The organism is Paenibacillus fonticola DSM 21315 (genome assembly GCF_000381905.1).
GTDB lineage: Bacteria > Bacillota > Bacilli > Paenibacillales > Paenibacillaceae > Fontibacillus > Fontibacillus fonticola.
The window spans coordinates 76,496-95,541 of sequence record NZ_KB907260.1 but is presented as its reverse complement, the minus strand read 5'-3'; the positions used below and the strand labels follow the sequence as shown (position 1 = coordinate 95,541).

Genomic DNA, 19,046 nt, shown 5'->3' with positions numbered 1-19,046 from the left:
GGCTAGAAGGTTAATAGGCCTAAAAACCAAGAAAACATAAAACCGTGTATGCTGGTTTTTTCGAGTATGTCGGGCATTCCTCGTATGTTGAGTATTCCAAGTATTCTAAGTATGCTGGGTAGTACTATGAAGGGCAGTAGGGGAAGAGGAGAGCTGATGATGGGATTTCAATTAAGCAACGAGTTCCTGGTGATTGATATTGCAGCAGTTGGCGATTATAAGGGCACGCGCTTTGACTGGAGCGGCTTTATCACCGGGGTCACTATGCGTGAAGGCAACCATACCTTCTGTGTGCCGGAAAGTCTTCAGGTCGGAGAGGGGACGGGCGGAAAAGGTTTGTGCAACGAGTTCTCAATAAGGGAAGCCATCGGTTATGAGGATACGCCAGTTGGGGGTCAATTTCCTAAGCTTGGAGTAGGGCTATTGACCCGGCCGGATATCCAGCCTTATCAATTTTACCGAAGTTATTCGCTTCAGCCTTACCGGATTGAGGCTGAGATGAAAAGCGAGCAGAATATTATATTTACGACATATCCCGACAATTGCGCCGGATACGCTACAAGGCTTGAGAAGTCTATCTCTATTACCGGGAATCAGCTGTGGATTGATTACCAATTAACGAATACAGGGTTACGCGAAATCCGGACAGATGAGTACAACCATAACTTTCTGGGAATAGATCGTCAGCCGATTGGACCGGACTATAAATTGAGATTTCCTTTTGAGATTCAGCCTTGGAGCGATGAGCCCGGGACGATGGATGGCGTAGTAATTGAAGGAGGAGATGTCACTTGGAAAAGGACGCCGGATAAGCCCTTTTACTTCCTTTTAGACGGATTTCCATCCAGCTCGTCCACATGGATTTGGGAATTGCTGCATCAGCCGAGTGGAGCCAGTGTTAGGGAAATCAGCTCTTTTCGAGTCTCTGCTGTCGCGGTATGGGGTACAGGGCACGTCGTTTCCCCAGAAATTTTCGTCCGTATCGAATTAGCGCCTGGACAGAGCCAAAATTGGTCAAGGGTATATGAATTCTACCGTGGGTCATGATAAAATCTCTGTTAAGATGAAGCGTTAATGTGTCAATTCTGCAAACTATCAAATCAAATGAAATATCACCTTGCTGGAAAAAAGAATAGTTGCTATGATAAACCTTATCAAAACTTCGAAAGTCTATAAATAAGTGTTAAGAGAGGACGGGGGAGAAATGAGTAAGAGAGCTTATAACTTTAACGCAGGACCTGCAGCACTACCGTTAGAAGTGTTGGAACGGGCTCAGGCGGAATTCGTCGATTATCGCGGAACCGGCATGTCGATCATGGAAATGTCGCACCGTGGAGCAGTTTATGAGGAGGCTCACAATGAAGCGGCGAGCCGCCTTTTGAAGCTGTTCGGTAATCCCGAGGGATATAAAGTATTGTTCCTGCAAGGCGGTGCTTCAACGCAGTTTTCCATGATTCCGATGAACTTCCTGACAGAGGGAAAAACAGCCGGTTACGTCATGACGGGAAGCTGGGCTAGCAAGGCGGTTAAAGAAGCGAAGCTGATCGGCGAGGTGTTTGAGGCTGCTTCATCCAAAGAGAGCAAATTTATGAGTCTGCCTGATCTGAGCCATCTGAATTTGCCGGACAATGCAGCATATCTGCATATCACATCCAATGAGACGATCGAAGGAACTCAGTTCAGGTGCTTCCCGGATACAGGCAGCATTCCGCTGATCGCAGATATGTCCAGTGACATTCTGTCCCGTCCATTCGATCTTACGCAATTCGGCATGGTATATGCTGGCGCCCAAAAGAATTTGGGGCCGTCCGGCGTAACCGTAGTCATCGCTCGTGAGGAGCTGCTGCAAGATTCACCAAAGCACCTGCCGACGATGCTGCGCTACGACACGCATGCAGGCAACAATTCTCTATATAATACACCGCCTTCTTTCTCGATCTACATGGTAAACCAAGTGTTGAAGTGGATCGAAGAGCAAGGCTCGCTTGAAGGCATCGAGAAGAAGAACCAGGAGAAAGCGGCGCTTCTGTACAACGCGATTGACAATAGCGGTGGATTCTACCGCGGATGTGCCGATAATGACAGCCGATCGCTGATGAACGTCACCTTCCGTCTGGCTTCGGAGGAGCTGGAGAAGCAATTCGTGAAGGAGTCCGAGAAAGAAGGCTTCGTCGGATTGAAAGGGCACCGTAGCGTTGGCGGCTTGCGCGCTTCGATCTACAATGCCGTACCTTACGACAGTATTAAGGCATTGGTTGACTTCATGGCAGAGTTCCAGAAATCCAACGGATAAGCAGCGGAAACTGGTTTATGCATTGCGTGTAAAACAGCTGAGGAGACCAACGTGGAGTATCCTGGAAGGATATCATAAAGGATTTCCCCCGCTGAATAGAGTATGCCTCTCGCCAACAAGGTTGGCGGGAGGTTTTTGTTTGGGGAATATTGTTTTGCTGCTATAATAGACAAGTAAAACAAACGATGAAAACGTAACAACGATGGAATACGATAAAAGAGACATGGAAAAAATCGAGAATGAGATGAATGGATTTGAATAAGCTCAAATTTGTAATTAGTGAGGATCTGTGAATTATGACGTTGCATATTGTACTTGTTGAACCGGAAATACCCGCAAATACGGGGAATATTGCCCGTACCTGTGCAGCTACGGGCATTCATTTGCATTTGGTACGCCCGCTTGGCTTCCGTACGGACGATGCTACTTTGAAGCGTGCAGGGCTTGATTACTGGTATGCGGTAAATATTGAATACCATGATTCTTTCCGGGAGGTTAAAGAGAAATACAGCGGCAGCCGCTTTTTCTTCGCGACGACAAAAGCGCAGAAGCGCTATACCGATTTCGAATACCGGGACGGCGATTTCTTCGTATTCGGCAAAGAGACCAAGGGCCTCCCGGACGAAATTTTGCATGCTCATCCGGATCAACTGATCAGGATGCCGATGACGGATAAAGTACGCTCCTTGAATTTATCCAATTCAGCGGCCATCATCGTGTTCGAAGCGCTGCGGCAGTTGGATTTTCCGGGAATGCAGTGAGAGAAATTGACACCAAGAACGAAGAGGGGAATTGACTATGCCAAGAACAGAGCGCGAGAAGATGTTAGCCGGGGAAATGTATGATGCTTCGGACCCGCAGCTCGTAGAGGACAGACTGCGGGCCAGAAGATTAACCCGGTTATTTAATAGTACGCATGAGGATGAACTGTCTCGCAGGACAGAATTGCTGGGAGAACTGCTGGGCTCGGCTGGGGAAAATGCTTATATCGAGCCGACTTTTCGCTGTGATTATGGCTACAACATTCACGTTGGCCGTCAATTTTATGCAAATTTTGACTGCGTCATTTTGGACATTTGCGAAGTGAGGATCGGGGATTACTGCTTCATGGCTCCCGGAGTTCATATCTACACGGCTACCCATCCGCTCAATCCGCAAGAGCGAAATGCCGGATTGGAATATGGTAAGCCGGTAACCATTGGCAACAATGTATGGATCGGAGGCCGCGCGGTCATCGTCCCGGGAGTGACGATCGGAGACAACGTAGTTATTGCGGCGGGGGCCATTGTTGCTAAAGACGTTCCTCCTGGTGCTGTTGTAGGAGGAAATCCTGCAAAAATATTAAAATCTGTCGAATAAAAGCAGGAATCCTCGGAAAAAGAGCGAAATACATTAAAGAGGGTAGTTGTATCTACGTATCATTGTGTACATACCATTTTTAGGAGAGGTGTAAGTAATATGAAGCCTGCTGGTGTGGTCCGTAAAGTGGATCAGCTGGGGAGAATTGTCCTGCCCAAATCGCTGCGTAAGAGATATCAAATGAACGAGGGAGATCCTGTCGAAATATTGGTGCAGGGCGATCACATTATTTTGGAGCGCTATCGTCCGAAATGCGTGTTCTGCGGCTCCATGGAGAGCGTCAGTGACTTTAAGGAACGCTGCATTTGTAATCAATGCCTTGCAGAAATGAACCGTCTCGTTTAGTTGAATCGACAAGAGGATAAGCATTCGCTTTATGCGGATGCTTTTTTCTCGTTGCTGCTTGCTTTTCGGAAACAGCGCTGCATGATGGCGGTCGGTCGAAGTACATGAATTAAGGACACTGCTCTCACCGGAATATAAATAAGCTTCCCGCGGGGAAGCTTATTTATTGAAACCGGAACGTATAAGCATCCATATTTCTAATTTGATTTCTTAAAATATCAGAAAGTATAAAATCCACAGCCAAAACTTCCTGATATCGCAAGAAAAGCCGCCGATAATCGCGGGGTGTCTTCTTAGAGAATACGTCAATAGACGTTCGTTTTTCTTATAGCCCTTTTGTTTTATCGTTATTATACGACGAAGTTAAAATACCGCACAGATAAAGAGCAAACACCAAAGCTACGATCCAGAACGTTAGCGAAAAAGAAAACAATGGTGAACACCTCCATAATTAACTGCTTCTTATTATACCCGCCTGCGCTTAAAAAATAAACGTTAATTATGATATTTTTAACAGACAATCTAGCAGATATTGAAAATGCATAGTTCTATCGCTAGGAAGCGGTCATTTAAAGAACAGGAAATGAGTAGGTACTGGGCGAAGCTGTCCATCAGAAGGCTTATTGATTACCTTTCCGTTTAAAATGAGTGAGGATGAGCCGCCCCCATCCAAGTTGTAGGCGTTCACTACACCCATATTGTAAAGCTTGTCCTGCAGCTCCTGCAGTGTTGCGCCAGAACTGCCGTTTTCATCGTAGCCGTCCACTACAAGTATGATCAGTTGGTCATCCTTGTAGTTGCCGATTACAGTTCGCGGCGCCCGCTGCGGGGCCTGCTGCCATTTGAGCGGGATCGTTGTTTTTTGTCCGTCCTTCAAAAGAATCGGGACAAAGGAGGCGCCAAAAGCAGGGTCCAGTTTATCCAGCTGGCTTTTCTCGTAAAACTTGCCTCCAATCAGCTTGCCGGACTTGCTTAACCCCACGAAGAAGAGATCTTTGTACGAAGGCTCGAAGCCATTCAAGTATTTCCCATTCAACACGGTTGTGCTTAGCGGATAGCGTTTGCCCTTGGAATCCGCAAAGCCCCCGGCATTTATTCCGGCGACAGCACCGTGGCGCATTACAGCCTGCTTGGTCGTTTCAGAACCGCCTAGCTTGTCATGTCCTAGCGTCATTTTCATAGCGTCTGGAGATTTCAGCTTCACTTTCATTGCATAGCCTTTGTAGTTGCCAGGGTTTACTTTGTAAAGTTCGATTGTAATACGGTCGCTGTTGACCGTCCCCTTGGGTGTACCAAGTTTGGCAGTGATGCGGCGGTTGTATATTTTTTCCGGCTTATCGGCCGTGTTTCTTGCAGTTTGCACGATAGACGTCATTGTATTTGTCGTTTTATGATACAGCTCCGTCGTTGTTTGTATGAAGGATGCCGTATAAAGCGCTGTATCTTCAGCTTTAGTCAAGTCCAAGTCGACGGTGGTCATCACGCTAGTGATCGCAGGTGAATCGGAGGTAATCCGTTCCGGTTCCCCGGCCCATTCAATCGAGGGACCATTCAGCAAAAGGGCAATTAAAAGCCCGAACAGCGGACCGGTTGCAAGCAGGAAGAATCGATTAATTGTTTTAATATCACACATTATTTCAATAATTCCATCTGTTTTTGCAGCTTCGCCAGCTGGTTTTTTACATCGTCAAGCTGAGAATATAATTTGTTGCTGTTATCGGTCTTGTCGCTTGCATTATCTTTTGTAAAGTTAAGCAATTCATTGAACGCTTCGACTTTACTTTGCAATTGCTCCACTTGCTCGGTCAAAGCTGCCAATTGTAAGCTGTAATCGGCTTGCATGATTTCAGTCTTGGCTTGCAGGCGGGAATCCAGCTGTTCAAGCATGGATTGCTTCATGTAATCACTATAAAAATAGGCAGCAGTGACACCTGCGCCTATAAGCATCACCCAAATCAGCAGAACAATTTTTACGGAAGGCCTTCGCTTTCTATGGCTGCGGAGTGGTTCGGATGTCGTTATAGGCTCCGTAGAATAAGACACATTGATCACCTCAAATTATTTAGTTCAAGATAACATTCTATCACGAGCTTTTTTCAATGGCAAAAAACGATAGAATTGGAGAAAAAGCGTCATAATTTAACAGAGCCTTCGCAGAAAGGGATGATCCTGTTTTCAGCAGCAGGAATGTCCACCCTCAGTAAACAGAGGAGGCATTGCCTCGAAAATTTGTCCTCCTATACAATGGCTGAAACAAACATCGTTTGGAGGCGGATACCGTGGAAGGCTGGCTGGAATTTATGCAAACGAATCAGTTGTCGCAAATCGAACGGAAATTTGGCGGAACGAGCGACGAGAAAGAGCTTATTTCACTTGCCCCCTGCGGGGGGGATGGAGGAGAAGGGATCGACGGGCTGCATACTGTTTTTCGACAAGAGAGAATGACATCAGAGGAACTGAAGCGGAACAGACAGTATGAGGGAGGTGAGTTTCGTCCTTTACGCGAATGGTTAGCAGCTGCCTATTATGGTTTGGAAGAGGACAGAACCGGTGTAGAACAGCTGTTATTAACGGCTGGCGCTCACGAGGCTATAAATTTACTGCTCAGATGGAAGCTGCACGCCGGGGGCGTTGTACTGGTGGAGACGCCTGCTTCGCCTGAAGTGCTGGAGAACATTCGGCAGCATGGGGGGGATGCGGTACAAGTGGCCTGCGATAGGGAAGGTATGCTCCCGGAATCGCTGGCTGAGCAGATGGCGCTGCACAAGACGTTGCATAGGCCATTGCTTCTGTATGTGGCTCCCCATTATTCTAATCCGTCAGGCCGGCTTTGGAGCGAGCAGCGCAAGCGGGAGCTGCTTCGGATATGCGCGTTCCATCAAGTGCCGATTATAGAGGATGACACCGCCGGGCCTATTCCTTTTTTCGCCTCTCAAGGTGGCGAACTGCGGCGGGAAAGGGCTGGAACGGAGACAGGCCGGGCAACTGCGCTGTTCAATTTGCAGCGAGAGCTAACCGGTCACGGAGATTTGGTGATTGGAATCGGTTCGTTCCAGGCTACAGCATTTCCATCTCTCCCTGTTGCCTGGATTCGCGGCAGTCAGGATGTGATTCATGCTTTGAAGCAGCTTAGCCCAGCTTCGGCTCCACGGGCTAAGGCACTTGTTATAGAGAAGGTGAAGTGTCAGCAGCGGCTTTATGCGCTGTTGAATCAGCCATCCTTCTCCTGGGCGGCGCACGCTGTGCTGCTGGAGGCGGAGTACGCGGCCCGCCGCGCCGCAGTGCTGGAGCAGCTTCGGGAGCAGGCCGCATGGCGAGGCGCCAGTTTTGAAGAGCCGCAGGGCGGGCTCTTCCTGTGGCTGCGCCTGCCGCCGGGCCTGTGCTCCGAAGCGCTGCTCCGTGCGGCGCTGCTGAGAGGCGCCGCGTTTATGCCCGGCGCGCGCTGCTACGCCGGTGAGCCGGATGCCGAGGCCATCCGGCTCACCTTTGCAGCGCACAGCGCAGCAAGGCTGCGCCGCGGCATGGCGCGGATCGCGGCTGCGATCGCGGAGTTTACCGCGCGCGGCGCCGGGTGAGGCGCGCCCGCTGCGCGCCTTCCGCCCCCGCGCCTTCCGCCCCCGCGCCTTCCGCCCCCGCGTACTCCGCCTGCGCCCTCTCTCGCCGCGCCCATCGCGCCCCCCTGCGCCTCCCTCAAGAGAATCTCTTGAGGCCATCCGTTACCTGAGTTTCTGCACACAGGTTCACGTTCTTCTTGCTCTACATGAAGGGGAGGGCGTGACAGGCTGGCTTGCCTTGGCGATGGAGTCTGCCTCTCACCGGGCCTCCGCCGCGCTCGCCATGCCTGCGGCCGTGCCTCTCGCCGCGCCTCTCGCCGCGTCTCTCGCCGTGCCTCTCGCCGCGTCTCTCCCGCGCCTCTCACCGCCCCCTCCCCGGCGCTTCTCGCCCGCTACTCCCGCGGCTCCTGCGCCGCTGCCGCCTGCGGCAAGTTGGCTATAACGCTGGCGTATTGCTGCAGCTCTGCTATTCCCGCGGGCGTCATTGCATAGCGTCCGCGCGCGACCCGCTCGAACCAGCCGTAGTAATTGCGCTGCAGAATTGCGGCGGCAGTACCGACACCGCTAATGTCACGAACTTCCCGTGGCGACATGACTCCGCCCGCCTGCAAAACCATGGCGATCCGCAGGGCACGTTCCCGGTAAGCCGTCACCAGCTTTGTTCCATGGCTGCCTCCGACATTATAATCCCCGCTGCGCTCATTGAACTCATTGAGCAGGCGGGCGGCGCGTGCCTTAACGACTTTTGGAGCGGGGGTATATACCTGGTCCCCTGGCGAGCACAACACCTCTACAAACGGGCTTTTCGTCTTATAGCGGGTAACGGTAATCAGGCCGAGCCCAAGCTTACGGCATAAGACGGTAAGTTCGCTCCATCGCTGGTTGTGTGCTCCTTTTTTAGCTCGGTTGCGCTCGACGGCCAAATAAACCTCGCTGCTAAGCTTCTGCCTCTCCAGACCTTGGAGCAGGAGAGGAAGATTGAACGTCTTCTTCATTTCCACGATCAGCGGAGCTTCCTGATCCGGGTGGATGCCGACGAGGTCGCAATGCCGAACCTCGCTACGGATGACGTAACCCCGCGCCTCAAAAAAAGCTTTAAGCGGGGCATACAATTCGGTCTCATGCTGAACGGCCAAGATCCGATCTTCCTTTCTGTTAGTAATGCTAATTGTTCAATTTTCCAACATCTAAATAGATTGGACTAGTGACTTGGATTTTTTTAATATGCGAATTTTTACTTTACACATATGGTAGAGGCTATAAAACAAAGTGAATACGACAGAAACCATAAACAAAGCGAACGCACGCTGCGCAGAAACGTTGCATACTTTTGCCCCGCGCTAATTGTTTAGCTCAACTTATTCTGGAATGAATGCCTTTGAAAATTATACCACAACCCGGCGTTGCCCCCGGAGGAAATCGAGCAGATGTCATCAATTCCTAGATTTCCGATAAGATTATTTTTAACGCTGAAAATGGTCAACTTCTTCCTTCGAGTCGCATAGGTATGTAATACACTTTTGTTAACATAAACGACACTAGAAACTTCCAGGCGGACATGAATGATGCTATGCAAAAGGGCAGTAAATACGGTTTGTCCAACGTAAATGACATGATCACATCGATGACATCGATCGATATTTTACTCAACATGGAAGCTCCATTCAGTTCAGCAAGGATCACCGGACGGGGAGATAAGTTACGCCCCAGGCGGAAGTACAGGAGGTACCGAACATGGATATTTTCAAGCGCATTGCGGCTTACCGTGCGGAAAGCGATTCGTTAACGTGGAGTGGCACTTTCAAGGATTATATTGAACTGTTGTCCAAAGATCCTTCCCCCGCCATGACTTCTCATGCCCGGGTATATGAAATGATCGAGTCCTATGGCGTAGAGGAAGTGAACGGGCGAAAACGGTATAAATTTTTTGAACAGGAAATATTCGGACTGGATCAAGCGATTGAGAAGCTGGTGGAGGAATATTTTCATTCCGCTGCCCGGCGGCTGGACGTTCGCAAGCGGATTTTGCTGTTGATGGGTCCGGTTAGCGGCGGGAAATCGACGCTGGTCACGCTCTTGAAACGCGGTTTGGAAAAGTTTTCACGAACCGACAAGGGAGCTGTTTATGCGATATCCGGCTGCCCGATGCATGAGGACCCGCTGCATCTTGTTCCGCACGAGCTTCGCCCAGAGGTGGAGCAGGCGCTGCAAGTCCGGATTGAAGGCAATTTGTGCCCGGTATGCCAGATGAAATTAAAGACCGAATATAACGGGGATATTGAAAGGGTTGCCGTGGAGAGGGTGCTGCTGTCCGAGGATAGCCGGGTCGGAATCGGCACCTTCAGCCCATCCGATCCCAAATCCCAGGATATCGCCGATTTGACGGGCAGCATCGATTTTTCCACCATTACGGAATACGGCTCCGAGTCGGACCCTCGGGCGTATCGTTTTGACGGCGAACTCAATAAGGCGAACCGGGGATTGATGGAATTTCAGGAAATGCTGAAATGTGACGAGAAATTTTTATGGAACCTGCTGTCGCTTACCCAGGAAGGAAACTTCAAGGCCGGCCGGTTTGCGCTGATTAGCGCGGACGAAATGATCATAGCGCATACGAATGAGTCGGAATACAAGGCATTTATCGCCAACAAAAAAAATGAAGCGCTGCAATCACGGATGATTGTCATGCCGATCCCATACAATCTCAAAGTATCGCAGGAGGAAAAAATTTACGCCAAGCTGATCGGGCAGAGCGACATGAGACACGTGCACATTGCTCCTCATGCGCTTCGTTCTGCGGCTGTTTTCTCCATTCTTACCCGGCTGAAGGAGACGAAGAAGCAAGGCGTAGACCTCGTCAAGAAAATGCGTCTCTACGATGGGGAGGAGGTTGAAGGGTATAAGGACGCTGACTTAAAGGAACTGCAAAATGAATACCTGGAGGAGGGCATGTCTGGCGTCGACCCGCGCTATGTCATCAATCGGATTTCCAGCGCGCTGATCAAGCAGGATCTTCATTGCATGGGCGCGCTCGATATTCTTCGGGCGATCAAGGACGGACTGGACCAGCACGCGTCAATTACAAAGGAAGAGCGGGAGCGTTATCTTAATTTCATCAGCATCGCGCGAAAGGAATACGATGAACTCGCGAAAAATGAAGTACAGAAAGCGTTCGTTTACTCTTTCGAGGAATCGGCAAAAACGCTCTTTGAGAACTATCTCGATAATATCGAGGCGTTCTGCAACTGGAGCAAAATCCGCGACCCGCTAACCGATGAGGAGCTGGATCCTGACGAGCGGCTAATGCGCTCTATTGAAGAGCAAATAGGCATATCGGAAAATGCAAAAAAAGCGTTCCGCGAAGAAATTTTAATCCGCATCTCCGCCTATTCCCGGAAAGGGCGAAAATTTGAATATAATCATCATGACCGCCTGCGTGAAGCGATTGAAAAAAAACTTTTTGCCGATCTGAAAGATATCGTTAAAATAACGACCTCTACCAAAACACCGGATGAGAGCCAACTGAAGCGGATTAACGAGGTCAGTAAGCGGTTGATCGACGAGCATGGCTACTGCCCGGTTTGCGCCAACGAATTGCTGCGGTATGTGGGCAGCCTGTTGAACCGGTAAATTTCATATAGGTCACGAAAGAGCCGTAACTCGGGCAGTTTGAGTTGCGGTAATTTCTTTATAAAAGGATATTTATTGGATAGAATCAACTTTGTCTTTCAATATTAGTCAGAACAGAGTTATACTAGTAAAAAAGTCACTATTAAAAAAAGTCATTTAAAAACAACTAGAAGGAGTACAGTTTTATATGATTGATCTTTCTCCGGCAAGGGCCAAGCAAGTCGCGTTTATTGGCATAACGCAAAATGATCTTGAATTGCTAAAGGACTATAGGCCTGTTTTCGAAAAAGTTGTGGAGCAAATCGTAACCCGTTTCTATGAGCATTTGCAGCGCGATCCAGACCTGCTGGAGATTATTCATCGTCACAGTACGATCGACCGTTTGAAGCAAACGCAGAGGCAATACTGGCTGTCGCTAGCAGATGGAATAATAACGGAAGAGTTTATTGCCCAGCGGATTCGCATCGGACAAATCCATTCCCATATCGGCTTGACCACGGACTATTATTTAGGCAGCTACATGGTTTATTTGGATTTGGCCATTGAGCTTTTGAAGCCGCTTGCAGGCGAGCGCTGGCATGTCGTAACCCATGCGCTGTCCAAAATGTTTAATTTGGATTCCCAGCTCGTTTTGGAAGCGTACGAGAAGCAAGAGAAAAATAAGCTGACGGAAATTGCCTCTGAGAAAGACAGTCTGCTTCAGGCTGTAACCGAAGTTACGCAAGAGCTGACGGGGATGATTAGCGAGCTCAGTGAAAACTCAAGGATTATTGCCTCCGCTGCCCAGGCGACCGCGGCATCGCAGGAAACGGCGCATGAACTGGTAGAGCAGCTGCACGACGAGGTAGGGCTAATCGATGAAATGAGCATTTCAATCCGGGAAATTTCTGACAGAACTCATCTTCTTGGTCTTAATGCGGCCATTGAAGCTGCGCATGCCGGGGAGAACGGGCGGGGATTTGAAGTGGTGGCGGGAGAAGTGCGCAAGCTGGCTCAAAGCTCTAAGCAGACATTGCTGCAAATCCAAAACCTAGTTGAAGGGATCAAGAGTAAGCTGTCCCATATTCAGCGGGAATCCGTGGAGATGGCCACCAGTGCCCAGCAGCAGGCGATGAATTCGGGGGAGCTGTCCATGTTCGTGCAAATGATTGAGAAAGTCGCGGATGACTTAAGTCAGCTGCAGAAAGCGGATCAATAATGCGGTGACAGAGTAGACAATAGATTGTAAGCCATGGGTGGCAGAAGCATAGCTCCAGTAGTCGGCCAGCCGCCGTCATGCAGCGAAAACCGCGCGCAGGGAGTTGCGCACGGTATGAAATACAGTCTTGAAACTGGCGAAATGTCAGCTCTATATTTCAGGAAATAGACCCGGTGCTGCTGTATCCGGGTCTATTTCTTATTCTCAAATCAGCTTCCTGTAATGTTTCTGCCCGTCGTAGCTGAATATCGCCTTTTTGTCCTCGACCACACTTTCCAAGTGAACCATACGCCCCCATAATAGATGAACATAAGGCAACGTTCTTTCAAGGTATTTCAAATCCAGTTCAATGCCTTCATATTGATGCTTAAGCACGAGCTCACCGGCACGGTTATAGTTGCCGTCTTGAACGACGATATATGGCGCACCGCCGTTAATTCGTGACTCAACCAGCTGATCCCGCACATTTTCCCACGCCTTATCGGTAATTTTCCATTCCGGACCCTGCTTTTCAAAAATGTATAAGTCCAAATCACGAACGAGCTCCTTCGTCAAATAACTGCGGAGGAAGGAGACGTCGGAGTCCAGCTCGCGCACTTCGAATATTTTCTCTCTGCCTTTGCCAGGCTCCCGTCCGAATCGGCGCTGCTCTTCTGGGGTCGGCTGGTCCCAGCGGCGTTCAATATCTTCAAATATTTTTAGTCCTATATAATAGGGATTCAAGCTGTGGCGGGAGGGCTGGACTACCGAGGCATTGAGCTTGGCGTATTCCACAGCTTCGTCGCTCGTCAGATCCAATTCGCGTAAAATGCGTTGGTGCCAGTAGGAGGCCCAGCCCTCATTCATGATCTTCGTTTCCATTTGCGGCCAGAAATAGAGCATTTCCTCCCTCAGCATACTCATAATATCCCGCTGCCAATCCTCCAAAGCTTCGGAATACTCCTGAATGAACCACATAACATCCTTTTCAGGCTCAGGGGGGAAGCTTGCAGCGGCGGTCTGACCTTCCTGCACCGCCGTATCGTCATGGAGCTCCAGCGCCCAAAGATCATCATAGTGACCGCTTCGCCCGCCTCGTTCCGTCTGCTGGTTTGCTTGCTTGGCTCTGCGTATTTTTTCCTCTGTCTGCTGCCGTTTGTCGTAGCGATGAGGCTTGATTAACTGCGGATCCACATGCTCTTGGATAGCGAGCACAGCGTCGATGAAAGCCTCTACCGTTTGCGCGCCGTAGATGAGCTCATATTGGCTGATGCGCTCGGCGGTTGCTGACATGCTTTCGACCATGTTCCGATTCGTTGCCGAGAAACGTACATTATTTTTGAAGAAATCGCTGTGAGCCAGTACATGAGCTACGATAAGCTTGTTTTGAATGAGGGAGTTGCCCTCCAGCAGGAAGGCATAACAGGGGTTGGAGTTGATGACCAGCTCATAAATTTTACTTAATCCCAGATCGTACTGCAGCTTCATTTTATTAAAAATTTTGCCGAAGCTCCAATGGCTGAAGCGAGTTGGCATCCCGTACGCGCCGAAAGTATAAATGATGTCCGCCGGACATATTTCATAACGCATCGGATAATGATCCAGGCCGAGGCCGGACGCGATTTCTGTAATTTCTGCAATGGCGTATTCCAGCTGCTCCATTTCACCGCTCAACTCCCGCTCCCTCCTTCCTGTTTATGAAAAAATCGCTTTAACGCGGCATATACTTCACCCTTTTCTTTAATAACATAATGCATGAATCGCTCAAGCTTGATGTGGCGGTATGCCGACATCAGGGTGCTTCCCCGGTTATACTGGTTAACTTCGCCATATCCGAACATGTTGCAGCGCCCCAGCAGTTCGCCGATCAGTCTGATGCAGCGCTCGTTGTCAGAGGTTAAATTGTCACCGTCCGAGAAATGAAAAGGATAGATGTTATAGCTGGCTGAAGGATAGCGGGCATCAATGATTTCCAGCGCTTTTTGATAGACGGAGGAACAGATGGTGCCGCCGCTTTCGCCCCGGGTGAAAAATTCCTCCTCGGTGACTTCCTTTGCCTCCGTATGATGGGCAAGAAATACGATTTCTACTTTTTCGTACTGGCGTCTGAGAAAACGGGTCATCCAAAAGAAGAAGCTTCTGGCGCAATATTTCTCAAAGTTCCCCATCGATCCCGAAGTGTCCATCATCGCTATTATGACGGCGCTTGATCTGGGAACGGCGACATCCTCCCACGTTTTGTAGCGTAAATCATCCGGCGAAATGCCATGGATTCCGGGGGAGCCCGATGTAGCATTGCGACGCAGGTTTTCGAGGATGGTACGCTTCTTGTCGATATTGGACATGAGGCCTTTTTTGCGGACATCGTTAAAGCGGACCGCGATCGTTTCCAGATCTTTTTTATCCTTTTCCTCCATAAAGGGAAGCTCAAGCTCCGCAAACAGCATTTCCTCCAAATCCTCAATGCTGATTTCCGTTTCAATAATGTCCTCCCCCGCCTTGTTGCCTGCTTTCCCCCCTTTGCCTTCCTCTTTTGGTTTGTCTTCCGCAAGAATATCTCCTACTTTGCTGTCTCCGTTCCCTTGCCCTACGTGCTTATGCTTTTGATAGTTATGAATAAACCGGTATTCCTCCAAATTGCGGAGCGGGACTTTAATGACCCCTTTACCGTCGGACATAATTATGCTCTCCTCGGTAATCAGATCCGGAAGATTCTGTCTGATGACATCCCGTACTTTTTCCTGATGCCGCTGCTGATCCTGGTAGCCTTTGCGGTGCAATGACCAATCTTCTTTGGAGACGATGAACGTGTACGGGTCTGGTGTATAGGACATGATGGTGCACCTCCCATTCAAATTGTTCCTGAGCGGTGAGCGTGGATGTAATTAAAGTATATTCACATGAGGGAATGATATGTGAAGGGCATCGCTGATTCCAAAAGGAATCCATAGTTGACAAGGCGTGGCAGGCATAGGCGCAGGGACCCTGTCCTACGTATGCAGAATCGGTTAGAATTATTACATTGGAAAACAACAGTTTAAAAAGGAGCCCTCACTGTGATCAGCGATAAAAATGGACTACTTCGTCAATTACTATCAGAAGGGGGAACGTACAAATCATTGTACGAACATCACCCCGATGCCATTTGTGTCATTGATGTGGAAGGGAATTATATGGCTGCTAACCCGGCGACCGAGAAAATTACGGGATACCTGCCTGAACAATTTGTAAAGCTGCCGCTTGATCTGCTATTCTGCGAACATGGCAGGAAACTGAAGGAGGAGTGTTTCAGGCGGGCGCTGGAAGGAGAGTCCGGAAGCTTCGAAATTTCCTTCAAGCATAAGAATGGGCAAATCCGCGATGTCAGCGTAACCTATGTGCCAATCATGCACGGCAATGAAGTCATCGGTGTCTATTCGATGTCCAAGGACATTACCGAGGCTAATGCCGTAAAGAAAAGCTTGGAGCAGTCGCAAAGATTATATGAGCTTGTAACTACCCATGCGCAGGATGTAATTGCTTTTACAGATATGCAGGGTATTTGCCTGTCGGTATCGCCAGCTGTTCGCAAGCTGCTTGGATATGATCCGCAGGAACTGATTGGAACAAACCTTCAGCATCTGATCCTCCAGCGCGAAGGCAAGCTCGCAGAAGACAGCTGGAGCTCTGATCGTTCCTTGCTGATCGATATGCTGCGGCATAAAGACGGAAGGGAAGTCTGGGTTGAAACAAAAATTCAGAAAATATATGACAGTCAAGGAAAGGCAAGCAAGGTTCTTGCTATTGCAAGGGATGTGACAGCTCGTCAGCAGACGGAAATGAAGCTGCGCAAAAGTGAGCAGACGTTGGCGCAGGCGCAAAGATTAGCGGTTATTGGCTCTTGGGATGTAGATTTGATCCATGGCCGGTTTTCAAGCTCTGCGGAATTCAATCGTATATTTCGTCAAAAGTTTCATTCCTTGCAAGAAATGAATAAAGCGCTCTATAAGCAGGTTCACCCTGTGGATATCCCGATTGTAGAAGGGGCGATGCGCAGTATAGAGCAAGGCATTCCGTTCGAGATCGTATACCGGCTAGTGCTAGAATCCGATGAGCTGCAAGTGATCCGTTCCCAAGCGACGATCGAGAAGAATAAGGCAGGCGAGCCTGTAAGGGTTATTGGTATTGTCCAGGATATTACCGAACGGCAGAAAATTGAGGCCGCCCTCCGGGAGAGCGAGCGGCAGTTCCGGCTTATCTCCGAATACTCGATGGATTTGATTTCCCGGCACACGGCGGACAAAGAAGCGGTTTATTTATTCACTTCCCAGTCGTCCGTTACTTTGCTTGGTTATGAACCGGAGGAGATGATAGGGAGAAGCGTATATGATTTTATTCATCCTGAAGATATTGCTGTCGTGAGGAATGATTTGGAGGCAAGACTGAAATCTCGGACAGTATATACGATTACTTATCGTATTCGCTGTAAAGACAGCCGGTATATTTGGTTTGAGAGTACGGGCAGATACCGTTACGATCAATTGACTGGAGAAATAGAAGAGATGATTGTCATCTCCAGGGATGTAACCGAGCGTAAGGAAAGTGAACGGCGGCTTCAGGAAAGCCAGCAGCGGTACAAGTCTTTGTTTGAATATAGTCCTGCCAGTGTTTACTCTATGGATCTTTACGGCTCTTATTTAACGCTTAATTCAAATTTTGAATCGTTGACGGGGTATGGCAAGGAAGAACTGACGAATATGAGCTTTCATGATCTTATTGATCCGGCGGAGCTGTCCAAGACGGAGCGCCATTTTGAAATGGCGAAGGAAGGGAAGCCGCAAACCTATGAGACCGTGGTGATTCAGAGGGATGGAACCAAAATTGAAATCGCGGTGACCAATGTGCCGATCATGGTCGATAAGTGCGTCGTCGGTGTGTACGGATTAGCCAACGATATTACAGAGAGAAAGCGTTACGTGGAGCAAATTGAGAAGCTTAGCTACTTGCATTCGCTCATTTTAGGTTCGGTATCCGAAGGGATCTATGGGCTGGATGAAAACGGGAGCACGGTATTTATCAATAAAGCGGCTGCAGATATGCTCGGTTATGAACAAGCCGAATTTATCGGACTAGCCAATCATTCACTGATTCACCATACTACGAGCGGAGGAATGGACTATTCTCCTGAGCAGTGTCCCATTATGCAAACGATATATGACGGAATTCCCCGCTCGGGAAATGAGGACGTGTTCTGGAGAAGGGATGGCTCCAGCTTCCTGGTGGAGTATTCAGTAAGCCCGATGGCCGAAAGAGGGCAAATTGTCGGGGCAGTCGTCGTATTTCGCGATATTACAGGAGAGCGGGAAATTTTGCGTGCCAAAGAGTCGGCGGAAAGGGCCGCGCTGGCTAAGTCAGAATTTTTGGCTATGATGAGCCATGAAATCCGCACCCCGATGAACGGTGTGATCGGCATGACGGACTTGCTGTTAGCGACGGAGCTGAACGACGAGCAGCGCTATTATGCTGACATCATTTCGAGCAGCAGCTATGAACTGCTGGCCATTTTGAATGATGTGCTGGATTTCAGCAAGATCGAAGCGGGCAAGCTGGCGCTTGAATTCGAACTGTTTGAATTGGAGTCCTGTATATCCAGCGTTGTCGAGTTATTTCTGCCCGGTGCAGACAAGAAAAATATTGCCTTAACTTACGAGATTGCGCCGGAAGTGCCTGATTTGATCGTAAGTGATCCCGTGCGGCTGCGACAAATCCTCGTTAACTTGGTCGGCAATGCCTTGAAATTTACGGAGGAGGGCCAAATTAGGATTACTGCAGCGAGGAAAGAGGCAGAAACACCTTCGGCTGCACTGCTGGAAATCAGCGTTACGGATACGGGGATCGGCATTCCGGAAGATCAGCAGGAAAAGCTGTTTCAATCTTTTTCCCAAGTTCATCCCATCATTAACCGAAAATATGGGGGGACCGGATTGGGGCTGGCGATTTGCAAAAAAATGGTGGAGCTGATGGGAGGAACAATTATGGCCGAGAGCATGGAAGGCCAAGGCTCAACGTTCCGCTTTACGCTTATCAGCGGCATGCGGGAAGAGGATGATGGCGGTAAGGGAGATGACCTTGAACGGCATGAGCGGAGTGAATGGAATGAATGGCATGAACAGCTTGGCGGCGATGATGCCGCGTCCTTTAACGAGCAGAAGTCACTCACTCACTATACAGAAGCGGAGAACACCTCTGCTGGAGCTGCAGCGCTGGAACATGCGGACAGCGGGGAAGCAAGGCTGTCTTTGCTCGTCGCAGAGGACCATCCAGTGAACTGCCAAATTTTTGTGCAAATGCTTCAGAAGCTCGGATATGCTCCGGATGTGGCCCATAACGGGGTGGAAGCGGTTGAGGCTGTAGCTTCCCAGGCTTACGATTTAGTATTTATGGACATAGAGATGCCCGTTATGGACGGGATTAAAGCTGCCCGCTTAATAAGGCAATGGGCTCCGGTCGAGCAAATGCCAATCATCATCGGCATGAGCAGCAGCGGCGTGATTGGGGAGCAGCGAGAGCGCTGCCTAGCCAGCGGCATGTCGGGATTTTTGCGGAAGCCGCTTCGTATACAGGAGGTTTCCAGGCTGCTGGACGAGTGGAGCGTAAAAATTGGCAAGCGGTAGTCATAACAATTTTTTGAGAACATGTGGCAAGCCGG

Annotated in this window: 14 protein-coding genes; 9 read left to right on the top strand and 5 right to left on the bottom strand. The window is 49.4% G+C overall.

Annotated elements, in window-relative coordinates; translation table 11 throughout:
* Positions 1 to 156 precede the first annotated feature (156 nt).
* The 5 genes from G358_RS0116735 (at position 157) to G358_RS0116715 (ending at position 3,997) form a co-directional block, all read left to right on the top strand.
* Positions 157 to 1,047, top strand: coding sequence for a hypothetical protein (locus G358_RS0116735; protein ID WP_240480050.1), 891 nt, complete (start codon positions 157 to 159; stop codon positions 1,045 to 1,047).
* Positions 1,048 to 1,204: 157 nt separating this feature from the next.
* Positions 1,205 to 2,293 (top strand): 3-phosphoserine/phosphohydroxythreonine transaminase, encoded by a 1,089-nt coding sequence (serC, locus tag G358_RS0116730; RefSeq protein WP_019638393.1) that lies wholly within the window; start codon positions 1,205 to 1,207, stop codon positions 2,291 to 2,293.
* A 296-nt stretch (positions 2,294 to 2,589) separates the two neighbouring features.
* Positions 2,590 to 3,054 (top strand): tRNA (uridine(34)/cytosine(34)/5-carboxymethylaminomethyluridine(34)-2'-O)-methyltransferase TrmL, encoded by a 465-nt coding sequence (gene trmL / locus G358_RS0116725; protein WP_019638392.1) that lies wholly within the window; start codon positions 2,590 to 2,592, stop codon positions 3,052 to 3,054.
* 37 nt (positions 3,055 to 3,091) lie between these two features.
* Positions 3,092 to 3,652 (top strand): maltose acetyltransferase domain-containing protein, encoded by a 561-nt coding sequence (locus tag G358_RS0116720; protein WP_019638391.1) that lies wholly within the window; start codon positions 3,092 to 3,094, stop codon positions 3,650 to 3,652.
* A gap of 99 nt (positions 3,653 to 3,751) precedes the next feature.
* The gene (locus G358_RS0116715; RefSeq protein ID WP_019638390.1) at positions 3,752 to 3,997 is read left to right on the top strand and encodes an AbrB/MazE/SpoVT family DNA-binding domain-containing protein; all 246 of its coding nucleotides are present in this window, start codon (positions 3,752 to 3,754) and stop codon (positions 3,995 to 3,997) included.
* A gap of 565 nt (positions 3,998 to 4,562) precedes the next feature.
* On the opposite strand, the gene G358_RS0116710 is transcribed toward G358_RS0116715, so the two are convergent.
* Both G358_RS0116710 and G358_RS0116705 read right to left on the bottom strand, forming a co-directional pair.
* Positions 4,563 to 5,630, bottom strand: a complete 1,068-nt coding sequence (locus tag G358_RS0116710) for a phosphodiester glycosidase family protein (RefSeq protein ID WP_019638389.1) — start codon at positions 5,628 to 5,630, stop codon at positions 4,563 to 4,565.
* Positions 5,630 to 6,040 carry a hypothetical protein gene (locus G358_RS0116705; protein WP_019638388.1) on the bottom strand — a complete coding sequence of 137 codons (411 nt, stop codon included), beginning with the start codon at positions 6,038 to 6,040 and terminating at the stop codon, positions 5,630 to 5,632. The genes G358_RS0116710 and G358_RS0116705 overlap by 1 nt, the downstream gene beginning before the upstream one ends.
* A gap of 236 nt (positions 6,041 to 6,276) precedes the next feature.
* Here G358_RS0116705 and G358_RS0116700 point away from each other — a divergent pair, with 236 nt between their 5' ends.
* Entirely contained in the window at positions 6,277 to 7,572 is a 1,296-nt protein-coding gene (locus G358_RS0116700) for an aminotransferase class I/II-fold pyridoxal phosphate-dependent enzyme (protein ID WP_019638387.1), read from the top strand.
* A gap of 371 nt (positions 7,573 to 7,943) precedes the next feature.
* Here G358_RS0116700 and G358_RS0116695 read toward each other — a convergent pair whose 3' ends face one another.
* Entirely contained in the window at positions 7,944 to 8,687 is a 744-nt protein-coding gene (locus G358_RS0116695; RefSeq protein WP_019638386.1) for a DUF2161 domain-containing phosphodiesterase, read from the bottom strand.
* A 598-nt stretch (positions 8,688 to 9,285) separates the two neighbouring features.
* Here G358_RS0116695 and G358_RS0116690 point away from each other — a divergent pair.
* Both G358_RS0116690 and G358_RS0116685 read left to right on the top strand, forming a co-directional pair.
* On the top strand, positions 9,286 to 11,181 hold the full coding sequence (locus G358_RS0116690; RefSeq protein WP_019638385.1) for a PrkA family serine protein kinase: 1,896 nt from the start codon (positions 9,286 to 9,288) through the stop codon (positions 11,179 to 11,181).
* Between the two features lie 187 nt (positions 11,182 to 11,368).
* Positions 11,369 to 12,379 (top strand): globin-coupled sensor protein, encoded by a 1,011-nt coding sequence (locus G358_RS0116685; protein WP_019638384.1) that lies wholly within the window; start codon positions 11,369 to 11,371, stop codon positions 12,377 to 12,379.
* Positions 12,380 to 12,583: 204 nt separating this feature from the next.
* Here G358_RS0116685 and G358_RS0116680 read toward each other — a convergent pair whose 3' ends face one another.
* Positions 12,584 to 14,020, bottom strand: coding sequence for a SpoVR family protein (locus G358_RS0116680; RefSeq protein WP_157274397.1), 1,437 nt, complete (start codon positions 14,018 to 14,020; stop codon positions 12,584 to 12,586).
* 8 nt (positions 14,021 to 14,028) lie between these two features.
* Entirely contained in the window at positions 14,029 to 15,192 is a 1,164-nt protein-coding gene (gene yhbH / locus G358_RS0116675; RefSeq protein ID WP_019638382.1) for a sporulation protein YhbH, read from the bottom strand.
* A 222-nt stretch (positions 15,193 to 15,414) separates the two neighbouring features.
* On the opposite strand from yhbH, the gene G358_RS30315 reads away from it, so the two are divergent.
* Entirely contained in the window at positions 15,415 to 19,011 is a 3,597-nt protein-coding gene (locus tag G358_RS30315; protein ID WP_033404149.1) for a PAS domain S-box protein, read from the top strand.
* The last annotated feature ends 35 nt before the right edge of the window (positions 19,012 to 19,046 follow it).

Bases quoted from the DNA above. Each gene is read 5' to 3' on its own strand.
- G358_RS0116735 (WP_240480050.1), top strand. From the start codon at position 157: ATGATGGGATTTCAATTAAGCAACGAGTTCCTGGTGATTGATATTGCA.
- serC (WP_019638393.1), top strand. From the start codon at position 1,205: ATGAGTAAGAGAGCTTATAACTTTAACGCAGGACCTGCAGCACTACCG.
- trmL (WP_019638392.1), top strand. From the start codon at position 2,590: ATGACGTTGCATATTGTACTTGTTGAACCGGAAATACCCGCAAATACG.
- G358_RS0116720 (WP_019638391.1), top strand. From the start codon at position 3,092: ATGCCAAGAACAGAGCGCGAGAAGATGTTAGCCGGGGAAATGTATGAT.
- G358_RS0116715 (WP_019638390.1), top strand. From the start codon at position 3,752: ATGAAGCCTGCTGGTGTGGTCCGTAAAGTGGATCAGCTGGGGAGAATT.
- G358_RS0116710 (WP_019638389.1), bottom strand. From the start codon at position 5,630: ATGTGTGATATTAAAACAATTAATCGATTCTTCCTGCTTGCAACCGGT.
- G358_RS0116690 (WP_019638385.1), top strand. From the start codon at position 9,286: ATGGATATTTTCAAGCGCATTGCGGCTTACCGTGCGGAAAGCGATTCG.
- G358_RS0116685 (WP_019638384.1), top strand. From the start codon at position 11,369: ATGATTGATCTTTCTCCGGCAAGGGCCAAGCAAGTCGCGTTTATTGGC.
- G358_RS0116680 (WP_157274397.1), bottom strand. From the start codon at position 14,020: ATGGAGCAGCTGGAATACGCCATTGCAGAAATTACAGAAATCGCGTCC.
- yhbH (WP_019638382.1), bottom strand. From the start codon at position 15,192: ATGTCCTATACACCAGACCCGTACACGTTCATCGTCTCCAAAGAAGAT.